We start from the raw sequence: 7,607 nt of genomic DNA, 5'->3' as shown, positions 1-7,607 counted from the left end.
CCTCAAGATCACCGGAGCCGTGCCCGCCCCGTCAAATCCACTCTGGACATCAACACAGAGCCCTCAGTCGCGTACTCTCCGACTTTGCCGTGCCCGTGCTGTCTGCTCTCGATCGGGCGGGGTTGCCGGGGATCGGAGCTCCTCGCTGCGCGGGGCCTCGACATGGTCCTTTCTTCCGGTCACCTTCGAGTGACGCGCGGACACGTCCGGGGCGTCTAGAGTGGGAGCGATGGGGCCGACGTTACGTAGGAGCAATCTGCCTGCGGAGCTGAGCGACTTCGTGGGGCGGCGACGCGAGGTCGCGGAGCTCAAACGCCTGCTGGGCGCCGGCCGCCTGGTGACGCTGACCGGACCGGGAGGCGTCGGCAAGACGCGGTTGGCGTTGCAGGTGGCGCGGCAACTGCGGGCCTATCCCGACGGCACGTGGCTGGTCGAGTTGGCCGCGGTCACGGAGCCCGACCTGGTCGCCTCCTGCGTGGCGGGCGTGCTCGGGGTGAGGGACCGAGCCGCGACGTCGGTGCTGGCGTCGCTGGCCGAATATCTGCGGGACAAGCAGACCTTGTTGGTGCTCGACGATTGTGAGCACCTCTTGGACGAGTGTGCGGTCCTGGCCGGCAAGCTGCTCGCGGCCGCGCCGGGGCTGCGGGTGCTGGTCACCAGCCGGCAGCCGTTGCGGCTGGAGGGTGAGTGGGTGCTGAGCCTGCCTCCGCTGTCGCTGCCTGACCTGGAGTCATTGCCGCCGGGCAACCTTTCCGAGTTCGAGGCGGTGCAGCTGCTTGTCCAGCGTGCGGGGGCGGTGCTGCCGACGTTCGAGGTGACCGCGGCCAACCGTACGGCCATCGCCGCGATCTGCCGGCGCCTGGATGGTTTGCCGTTGGCTCTCGAGCTGGCTGCGGCGCGGCTGCGGGTTCTGTCCGCCGAGGAGCTTCTGTCTCGTCTCGATGATCAGCCGCAGGCGCTGCAGGCCGGCGCCCGGGCGGGACCGCGGGGCCGCCGGACGTTGCGGAGCGCGCTGGATTGGAGCTATGGCCTGTGTTCGCCGCGGGAGCGGGTGATGTGGGCGGAGTCGTCGGTGTTCGCGGGCGGATTCGATCTCGCAGCCGCTGAGCAGGTGTGTGTTGGCGCGGGAATCGATCCGGGGGAGGTCTTCGATCTGGTCGCCGGGCTGGTCGACAAGTCGATCCTGGTTCGTGAGCCGGAGCCGGGCGAGGCGGCCAGGTACGGCCTTCTGGAAACGGTCCGGCAGTACGGGCGGCGGATACTGGCCGAATCGGGACAGGACGACGCGCTGGTCCGCCGGCACCGCTCGTACTACCGCGAGCTGGTCGTGCGGGCCGACGCCGCGTTCATGTCGTCTGATCAGGTCGGGTGGCTGCTGCGGCTGCGGCGGGAGCACGCCAACGTGCGGGCCGCGGTCCAGTCCGCCCTGGCCGAGCCCGGGGCCGCCCATGAGGCGCTGCAGATCGCCGTCGCCGCCCGTGACCTGTGGTACGGCACCGGGCGTTACCGCGAGGGCCTGCACTGGACCACCCGCGCGCTGGAACATGCTCCCGATCCCACCGCGCTCCGGGGCGTGGCGTTGGCCGAGGCGGGCTACGCGGCCCTGAGGCTGGGCGACACCGTGGCCGGCGAGCGGATGCTTGCCGAGGCGCGGTTGCTGGATCGGCGACTGGGGGATCCGGCGTTGCACGTCTGCGTCGCGCATTTCACCGGTGTGGCGGCCCTGACCAGCCGGCCGCCGGATCTCGCCCGCGCTGTCGACCTCCTCGAGGATGGGCTGGCGGCCGCCCGGGCCTGCGGCGACCTGCGACGAGTCGCCAACTCCCTGCTGTCGCTGGCCGCCGTCGCCGGTCTGGTCGGCGACGGCCGTGCGGCGGAGCACGCCGAGCAGTGCCGGGCGCTGTGCGAAACGCACCAGGCGACATGGACGCGGTCCTGGGCCAATGCCGTGCTCGCGTTGGCCGCGTGGACCGACGGTGACGGGGAACGCGCGGAGGCCCTCGTCCGGGAGGCGCTGCCGACGATCCGGCTGCTGCGGGACTCCTGGGGCGCCGGCATCTGCCTCGCCGTCCTGGCCTGGACCGCCTCGGCGGCCGGCCGGCACGAGCGTGCGGCGCGACTGCTCGGCGCCTGCGAGGCGATCAAGCGTCGCGACGGCGCGGCGCTGGCCGAGCAGGGGTCGTACGCCGAGCATCACGACCGCTGCATTCGCGAGGTCCGCGGCGGGCTCGGCGAGGCCGGCTATGCCGCGGCATTCGCCGAGGCGTCCCGCTACACGCTCGACGAGGCGGCCGACTTCGCGATGGGCGCCACCGCGCCGCCGCACCGCTCGTCCGGTCCGGGCTTGCTGACCCGGCGGGAATATCAGATCGCCGAGCTGATAGCCGAGGGAATGACGAACCGCGACATCGCCGCCCGCCTGGTCATCTCCAGGCGTACGGCGGAGTCCCATGCCCAGCACATCCTGGCGAAGCTCGGCTTCACCACGCGTGCCCAGATCGCCCGTTGGGTCAGTGACCAGGGACGGTGATGGTGATCGATTTGCTGGTGGCGGGACGCTGGCAGCCTTCCTTGGACAGTATTTCCAATGTGGGGCGGGTTCGGCGGTTGACCAGGGTCCAGGCGATGGCCAGCGTCGCGGTGACCGCCAGGCCGGCCACCATGGGCGTGGTGTGTTCGCCGGCGCTGTCGGCGATGCGGGCGATCGGGTTGGGCAGGCCGAGGCGGTCGGCCAGCCAGCCGGTGGCGGCGGTGCCGGTCAGCAGGGCGCCGGCCACCCGCAGGCGGGGTCCGGCCCGTAGGCGGGCGATCACCAGCAGGGGCGGCAGGGCCAGGGCGACCAGCAGGATCTGCACCAGCTCGATGCCGAGGTTGAAGCCGAGCAGGCTGAGCGCGAGCCGGCCGGTGGACAGTTGCATCTCGGCCAGCACGAAGGAGAAGGCCAGGCCGTGGCCGAGGCCGAACAGGCCGGCCACGGCGGCCTCTCGGCCCGGGAAGAGGGGGCGGATCGCGTGCACGGCGCCGACCAGGATGCTGGCCGCGATGAAGGCCTCGACCGGCCAGGACGGGATGTCGAGGCGGCCGAACGAGCTGAGCGCCAGCGCGATCGAGTGGCCGGCGGTGAAGGCGAGGGTGGTCCGGCCGATGCGGGTCAGCGCGGTCCGGGCGCCGGCCGGTTCCCGCCAGCGGCCGCGGATCGCCAGCAGCGGGGCCGGCAGCAGCAGAATCAGCAGGAACAGCAGGTGGTCGGTGCCGGTCAGGATGTGGGTGCCGCCCAGCCGGACCATGGCCAGGAAGCCCCGCCACGCGCTGCCCGTGCCGAGGTCGACGCGCAGCGGCGGGACCGTCATGGTCCGGGTGTCGATGCGGATGGTGCCGACCTGCTCGGCGCTGTCGCCACCCTCGCCGATCCGGCCGGCCGCCCAGTCCTGTCGCACCGAGACGAGGGCGATGTGGGTGACCACCTGGTGGATGATGACGTCGTAGCCGAAGGTGAAGTTTCGCACGTCGGCGCCGGCCGGCGGGGTGAGCACGGCCTGGGCGAGAAGTTCCTGGTACGGGCCGGTGGCGGTCTGCTGGTTCTGGCTCAGCGAGAGGTCGCCGATCGTGACGGTCCAGGGTTGGCCGTTGGTTGTGGTGGGCCGGATGTGCGCGGTGAGGTAGGTGCGCAGCGCGTCGGCGGGGATGTCGGTGGCGGCGATCGTGCGCAGGTCGATGCCGCTGGCCCGGCGTAGTTCGTCGACCGGCAGCTCGAGGTGCGCGGCGACCGCCGTTTCGTGGACGTCGAGCAGGACGACCGAGTGGGGCATCGGGTGGGCGGCCGCCGGCGGCGCTCCGGAAAGGAGCGCCGCCGGTACCGCCACCGCGATCCCGGCCAGCATGCGGCACAGCGAGATCAGCGGTGTGCGCATCAGAAGGTGAACTCTCCGCCGTAGTCGCGGGTGTGGTCCCGGTAGACCGTGTGGAAGTGGATCTGGCTCTGGAAGACGATGCCGTTCTGGCAGATGAACTCGATCCAGACCCCCGGGCCGTCGATGCGGACGTAGTCGCCCTGGGTGTCCAGGCCGGTGCCGCCGGAGAACGCCACGAAGGTCTGGTTCAGCTGTTTCTCGTACGTGGTGAGCAGCATCCGGGTGGTGGCGTTGTCGACCATCGAGACCCACGGGCGCATGGCCGCCAGGACCAGCTTCTTCTGGGCGGGGGACAGCTGGCTGACCGCGATGCCCTCCTTGGTGGTCGGGAACTGGCCGTCCTGGCCGGGCCCGAGGAGCACGTCGCCGAACGACTCGGTCAGCTTCGCCGTGGCCTGCTGCGCCGTGGTGAGGCTGCCGAGCAGCTTGAGCATGCCGTCACGCTGGGCCGACAGCGGCTGGTAGGTGGTGCCGTCGGTGGTGAAGCTGGTCGGCTCGACGCCGATGAAGAACGGGGTGGAGCCGGTGACCTTGCCGTCCTTGAAGGTGATGTTCAGGGCGAGGTGGTGGCCGCCGAAGTGCAGCTGCCAGGTGCCGGTGAGCGAGGGGGTGCCGAGGAAGGACAGGAAGTAGATGCCGCTGCCGTAGTTGAGGCCACCGCCGCCGCCGGGTCCGCCGGACGGCGGGGTGCCGGTCGGGGCGTCGGAAGCGCTGGCGGACGGGTCGGCAGTCGCGGTGTCCGTGGGTTCCGCCGTAGCGCTGTCCGTGGGGTCCGCCGTAGCGGTCACGCTGGGGTCGGCCGTCGCCGAGGACGTGCTGCCGGCCTCGGCTGCGGCGAGGATGTCGTCGGCCTTGAGGATCTGGGTGACCTGGTCGAAGCCGGTGCCCTTGCCGGTGCCGGTGGCCGCCTTGACCACGGCCTTGGCGGCGGCCAGCTGCTCGTCGTCGAGCGTGCCGAGCTGGATGCCGACCCGGGTGACGATGCCTTCCGGGAGGTTGGACCAGTTGGTGGCGTTGGCCTGGGAGAAGTCGAGCAGGACCTGGGCCTTCTGGTCGTCGCTCAGGGTCGCCAGGAACGCGTTGGCGGCGTTCACCACGGCGGCGACGCCGGTGCCACGCACCTGCGGCCGGGCGGCGGCCGGCTTGGTGCTCGCGCCCTTGGCGGTCGCCGCGTTGGCCGTGGCGTACCCGCCGCCGACCAGGAGGACCGCCGCGGCGGCCACGGCGGCGCCACGCCAGCGCCGCCGGGAGGGACGGGCGTGCTGGCCCGCTTCCTTGTTCACCAATTACTCCTAGTGATTGTTGATCGATGGCTTCTTCTCGCCGATCCGTCGAGCGCCTCCGGCATCCGTGGTCCGGCGACTCGCTACAAGATTGTCGACAGTATCATTGATAAAATGCAAGTCACTGGCCGCGGCAGTTTTTTGAACAGCCGCCAACTGGGGAAATGTGAACCGAAGTCCGCGTCGGATGAAACAGGAACGATTCTTTTCATAGCTGGTTGATAGCGATTTCAAACGTCACTCATAAGCTATTGCTCTCCGTCGTGATCGTTTTAGGCGCTCATTTCAGTGGTAACTGAGTGTGACGTCCCGGGCGCGATCGTCGTGCCCACCACCGTTCGTGGGGGCGGTCGACGGTGGGCGGCCTGCCGATCCGCGCGCCCAGCCGACCGGCGAGGAGGAACTGGCGTTACCACCGCGGTAGTAGCCCGGGATACCGCTGCCGTTGGACGTGGCGGCGGCGTTTCGCCCGTACGGTGGGTGGGTGCCGTTTCCCCAGCCGCTGAGCAGCGCGGCGCGCGGTTGGCTGGCGGGCGTCGCGATCGGGGTGCTCAGCGCGATCGGCGCCGTCATGCGGGTCTACCAGGACCGCGGCGGCGGCCCCGGCCCGGGTCCGGGCATGCCGCTGGCGGCGGACATCGCGGCGGCCGGCGGTGGGGCCGTGGCGATCGGGCTGAGCCGCACGTTTCCGCTGCCGGTGCTGGTCGTCTCGACGGCCACCGAGATCGTCTTTCTGGTACGCGGCTGGGGGTCGCCCGCCCCGATGTTCGCCATGGTGGTGGCGATCTACCAGCTGGCGGTGCGCGCGGAGCGACGGTTCGCCTGGATCGCCGCGCTGTTGTGTGGCGCGCTGTGCTGGGTGGCGTCCGGCTACGGGTCGCACACCGGTTGGTGGAATCCGTTGAGTCTCGGGCTGTTCGCATGGACCGGCATGGCGGCGGCGTCGGGAGATGCGGTCCGCAGCCGGCGCGCGTACGCGGCCGCGGTGGAGGACCGGGCGCGGCGGGTGGAGCAGAGCCGCGAGGAGGAGGTGCGCCGCCGGGTGGGGGAGGAGCGGCTGCGTATCGCGCGGGAGCTGCACGACGTGGTGGCGCACCACATCGCGGTGATCAATGTGCAGGCCGGGGCCGCGGCGTACGCGCTGACTCGCCGGCCGGAGTCGGCCGGTCCGCCGTTGGCCCACATCCGCCGGGCGTCCAGCGTCGTGGTGAAGGAGCTCGCGGCGATCGTCGGGCTGTTGCGCGCGCCCGGGGACCGCGACGGCGGGCCCGCGCCGGACCTGGCGCGGCTTCCCGAGTTGCTCAACGGGTTCGTCGCCGCCGGAGTACGGGTCGAGTATGCGCAGGAGGGCGAGTCCCGGCCGCTGCCCGCGGCGGCCAACCTCGCCGCGTACCGGATCACCCAGGAGGCACTGACCAACGCGCGTAAGCACGGCGACGGCGGGCCGGTGCGGGTGTGCTTCCGGTACGCTCGGGACCGCCTGTCCATCGAGATCACCAATGGGGTGGCAGCGGGTCGTCCCGCGGCCGGCGACGGCTCCGGCTACGGGTTGATCGGCATGAGCGAGCGTGCGGCCTCGGCGGGCGGCACGGTTGACGCGCGCCCGAGCGCGGCGAACTGTTTCACCGTACGAGTCGAGCTCCCGGCACCGTGGCAGCAGCAGGAGGACCAGCCGTGACCGTCCGGGTACTGCTCGCCGACGACCAGAAGCTGATCCGCGCCGGCTTCCGGCTCATCATCGACCTGGCCGACGGCATGGAGGTGGTCGGCGAGGCGTCGGACGGCGCCGAGGCGGTGGAGCTGGCTCGCAGCGCCCACGCCGACGTGGTGCTCATGGACATCCGGATGCCGGGCGTGGACGGCGTCGAGGCGACCCGGCGCATCGTTGCCGCCGACGACCTCGAGGGCGTACGTGTCGTCGTGCTCACCACCTTCGACGCCGACGAGAACGTGCTGGCCGCGTTGCGGGCCGGCGCCAGCGGCTTCCTCAGCAAGGACGTCGAGCCGGAGGAGCTGCTGCGGGCGATCCGGGTCGTCGCGGCCGGCGAGGCGCTGTTGACGCCCCGGGCCACCCGCGGCCTGATCGACCGTTTCCTCGCCTCGCCCGAGGAGCCGTCGCCGGTGGAGCCGCCGGTCGCGCTGGCCACGCTCACCGACCGGGAACGGGAGGTGCTGCGCCTGGTCGCGCTGGGCCGGTCGAACGAGGAGATCGCGGGGCTGCTCGTGCTGTCGCCGCTGACCGCCAAGACGCACGTGCACCGGGCGATGACCAAGCTCGGGGTCCGCGACCGGGCGCAGCTGGTCGTCATCGGGTATCAGAGCGGGCTGGTCCGGCCCGGTGACCAGAGCTGACTACCACCACAGTGGTAGCGCACCGGGAATCCTCTGAAAAATACTACTCCAGTAGTAGCGA

General features: G+C 71.3%; 6 protein-coding genes. 4 read left to right on the top strand and 2 right to left on the bottom strand.

The window, feature by feature from the left end:
* Nucleotides 1-229 precede the first annotated feature (229 nt).
* On the top strand, nucleotides 230-2,530 hold the full coding sequence (locus IH26_RS0142645) for an ATP-binding protein (RefSeq protein WP_030442002.1): 2,301 nt from the start codon (nucleotides 230-232) through the stop codon (nucleotides 2,528-2,530).
* Here IH26_RS0142645 and IH26_RS0142640 read toward each other — a convergent pair.
* A complete protein-coding gene (locus IH26_RS0142640; RefSeq protein WP_051809522.1) occupies nucleotides 2,511-3,911 on the bottom strand; it encodes a HupE/UreJ family protein in 1,401 nt (466 codons plus the stop codon). The two genes, IH26_RS0142645 and IH26_RS0142640, sit on opposite strands and share 20 nt — an antisense overlap.
* Nucleotides 3,911-5,194 (bottom strand): DUF3500 domain-containing protein, encoded by a 1,284-nt coding sequence (locus tag IH26_RS0142635; protein WP_030442000.1) that lies wholly within the window; start codon nucleotides 5,192-5,194, stop codon nucleotides 3,911-3,913. The genes IH26_RS0142640 and IH26_RS0142635 overlap by 1 nt, the downstream gene beginning before the upstream one ends.
* Here IH26_RS0142635 and IH26_RS60500 point away from each other — a divergent pair.
* From IH26_RS60500 to IH26_RS0142625, 3 genes are all read left to right on the top strand, one after another.
* Nucleotides 5,171-5,416 carry a hypothetical protein gene (locus IH26_RS60500; protein WP_157437654.1) on the top strand — a complete coding sequence of 82 codons (246 nt, stop codon included), beginning with the start codon at nucleotides 5,171-5,173 and terminating at the stop codon, nucleotides 5,414-5,416. The genes IH26_RS0142635 and IH26_RS60500 overlap by 24 nt on opposite strands.
* Before the next feature lie 262 nt (nucleotides 5,417-5,678).
* Nucleotides 5,679-6,872 (top strand): sensor histidine kinase, encoded by a 1,194-nt coding sequence (locus tag IH26_RS0142630; protein WP_084599588.1) that lies wholly within the window; start codon nucleotides 5,679-5,681, stop codon nucleotides 6,870-6,872.
* Nucleotides 6,869-7,546 (top strand): response regulator, encoded by a 678-nt coding sequence (locus tag IH26_RS0142625; protein ID WP_030441998.1) that lies wholly within the window; start codon nucleotides 6,869-6,871, stop codon nucleotides 7,544-7,546. The genes IH26_RS0142630 and IH26_RS0142625 overlap by 4 nt, the downstream gene beginning before the upstream one ends.
* Nucleotides 7,547-7,607: the final 61 nt, after the last annotated feature.

The organism is Actinoplanes subtropicus, assembly GCF_000721705.1.
Lineage (GTDB): Bacteria > Actinomycetota > Actinomycetes > Mycobacteriales > Micromonosporaceae > Actinoplanes > Actinoplanes subtropicus.
This window is presented reverse-complemented; position numbering and strand designations above follow the sequence as displayed.

What these genes read in the sequence shown, in the direction of transcription:
- IH26_RS0142645 (WP_030442002.1), top strand. Translation starts at nt 230, where the DNA reads ATGGGGCCGACGTTACGTAGGAGCAATCTGCCTGCGGAGCTGAGCGAC.
- IH26_RS0142640 (WP_051809522.1), bottom strand. Translation starts at nt 3,911, where the DNA reads ATGCGCACACCGCTGATCTCGCTGTGCCGCATGCTGGCCGGGATCGCG.